3 protein-coding genes are annotated in these 2,701 nt (G+C 65.8%); 1 reads left to right on the forward strand and 2 read right to left on the reverse strand.

Annotated features, from left to right (window positions below; genetic code table 11):
- Positions 1–132: 132 nt before the first annotated feature.
- A complete protein-coding gene (gene merA, locus CYU59_RS27480; protein ID WP_293004441.1) occupies positions 133–1,566 on the reverse strand; it encodes a mercury(II) reductase in 1,434 nt (477 codons plus the stop codon).
- Positions 1,567–1,576: 10 nt separating this feature from the next.
- Positions 1,577–2,011, reverse strand: coding sequence for an organomercurial transporter MerC (gene merC / locus CYU59_RS27485; protein WP_363115394.1), 435 nt, complete (start codon positions 2,009–2,011; stop codon positions 1,577–1,579).
- Between the two features lie 105 nt (positions 2,012–2,116).
- Between merC and CYU59_RS27490 the strand changes: the two genes are divergently transcribed.
- Positions 2,117–2,506 carry a heavy metal-responsive transcriptional regulator gene (locus tag CYU59_RS27490; protein WP_293004443.1) on the forward strand — a complete coding sequence of 130 codons (390 nt, stop codon included), beginning with the start codon at positions 2,117–2,119 and terminating at the stop codon, positions 2,504–2,506.
- The last annotated feature ends 195 nt before the right edge of the window (positions 2,507–2,701 follow it).

Genomic DNA, 2,701 nt, shown 5'->3' on the forward strand with positions numbered 1-2,701 from the left:
CAGCAGCGGGATCAAAAGTGCCGGGTCCAGGCCAGACTCGCCGGGAACCGTCAATCGGTCGACGAGGTCGGGAGTGTGGTCCGTCATCGCATTCTCCGATTCTCGCGATTCTCAAGTGGGTGTAGATAGTGTTTAGGAGGCGCAGCAGGACAGCTTGGAGACGTCGGTGCTGTAGGACTGGCAGGCGATCTTGATGGCTTCGGCCATGGTCAGGTACGGGGCCCAGCTGTTGGCGACTTGCTGGACGGTCATGCCGGCGGCAAGGATGTAGACCCCGGCGGCGGCGAGCTCGCCGGCGTCCTTGGTGACCGCGGTGATCCCGAGGATCCGTCCGGTGTCGGCGTCGGCGAGCACCTTGACGAAGCCGCGGGTGTCGCGGTTGATCAGCGCCCGGGGCACGTAGTGCAGGGGCAGCACGCGGCAGTCGCAACGGATGCCGGCCGCGACGGCCTGTTCCTCGGTGATCCCGACCGCACCGAGCGCGGGGCTGGTGAATGTCACCCGGGGCAGGTGCGTGTAGTCGACCGACCGGTTCGCGCCAGTGAAAGCGTTGTCGACAACCATCGCGCCGTGCGAGGCCGCGACGTACACGAACTGGCGCTGCGCGGTGACGTCCCCGGCCGCCCAGATCCGCGGGTTCGACGTCGCGAGCTGATCGGTGACCGCAATCTCCCCCGCATTCCCGGTCTTGACATCCACCGCCTCAAAGTTGAGCCCATCGGTGACCGGGGTTCGGCCCAGCGCCACCATCAGCCGCTCAGCGCTGAACTCCTCCCGGCTGCCGGCCACCGACGCGCCCGCGACCACCCGTCCGGTGGCCGGATCGGTCGTCACCGAGTCAACGATCGCTCGGCAGACCACCCGGATGCCCTCGTCGGCGAACACCGTGAGCAGGGACTGGGACGCCTCGGGTTCCTCACGGGAGGCCAGCCGGGAGCGGACCAGCATGGTGACCTTGCAGCCCAGCCGGGCAAACAGCTGGGCTTGTTCCAAAGCGACATACCCGCCGCCGAGCACCAGCAGCGTCTCGGGAACCTCCTCGAGCTCCATCGCCGTGGTCGAGGTCAGGTAGTCGACCCGGTCGAGTCCGTCGATCGCTGCGGTGGTGGGCCGGGAACCGGTCGCAACCAGGTAGTGCGCGGCCACGACGAGCCTGCTGTTGCCGTCCTCGGCCCTCACCCGCAGGACCGGAGCGTCCGGGGTGCCGTCGAACGAGGCCTCTCCGTGCAGGAGCCGCCAGCCGTAGTCCTCGGCGATGTCGAGGTACTTCTCCGCGCGCAGCGCTTCGACGAGGGTCCGCTTTCCGTCGACGAGGCCGGGCATGTCCACCGGGTCGGCACTCGTGCTGATTCCGGGGAACCTGCCGGTGTCGAGGGCGACGTGGCGGGCCTCGGCGGCGGCGATCAGTGCCTTGGAGGGCACGCAGCCGGTGTTCACGCACGTCCCACCTACCGTGCCGCGCTCGATCATCGCCACCGACTTGCCCAGCGTCGAAGCGCGGATCGCGGCGGCAAACGCCGCCCCACCCGACCCGACCACGGCAAGATCGACCTTCGTCTGTTCCACGCGGCCCTCCTCATCCATGTTTCGCGGGCAGTTCGCGGCCTTCTGGCCCGCAACGGCGGCTACTTGGCGAGACCAGGTCCCAAACGGCGAAGACGACCATGACCACCAGTCCCGTCTGCAGCACAACCCTTGCCGGCCCGTGAGCCGCGACTTCGCTCATGAACGAAACCCATCCGATCAGCACGAGGATCGGACCGATTATCCCCAGGGCGCTGCGGCGCCATTGCCGGTGGGCGAACCACCCCAGTCCGTTGGCGACCAGTACGAGCGCGGCAAACACCGGCAGGACGTCGATGAATAAGTCTTCCCACTGGGAGAGAAATCCCAGCCCGATGACCGCCCCGATAGCGCCCACCGCCGGGAAACACATGGCGCAAGCCATGGTGGCCACGACGGTGCCGACAACGCCAACCTTGTCAGTCACGATGCGCACAATCTGCCGCACATGTCTCTCCTGAATCGCTTGGAAAATCCGTTCGTCAGCGCCAGAATGAACCTTCCAGTACAGATGAAGGTCAAGTCCCGAATCAAACGAGAGGTAGTAGGGACGGTGCGGATCGGAGAGTTGGCCGACGCTGTCGGCACCACCAGCACGACCCTGCGCTTCTACGAGGAGCAGGAGCTGCTCCCCGAAGCCGACCGCACGTCCTCCGGTTACCGGGACTATTCGCCCGACACCGTCACCAGGATCAACTTCATCCACCGAGGTAAGGCCGCGGGGCTCACACTCGCCCAGATCCGTGAGGTTCTGCTTATTCGAGACCGCGGTCAGGCCCCCTGTGAGCACGTCCGCGATCTTCTCGACGCCCGACTCGCCGACGTCGACGAGCAGATCAACAAGCTCGTTGCTCTTCGCGACACGATTGCCCAATTACGCGACCAGGCATCAACACCCGAGCCCACCACCTGCACCGCCGAACGGGTCTGCCGATACCTCTAAGCCTGTCACGTGCATCCGAGTAGCGAACCCAAAACGCACACGCGCTAGCGTCCGAATTGGTTCTCACTTAGCCCCAGCCATGTTTGACACCCGGAGACGTACTTTGAGGGAACCTGGCGCGCCGAGTCCAGCCGTTCGTATGCTGGCAGCGAAGCGAGCTTGGCCCTGCTTTTACACCGGAATCTGGACGCGACC

This window comes from Mycobacterium sp. (assembly GCF_002863225.1).
In the GTDB taxonomy this organism is placed as follows: Bacteria; Actinomycetota; Actinomycetes; order Mycobacteriales; family Mycobacteriaceae; genus Mycobacterium.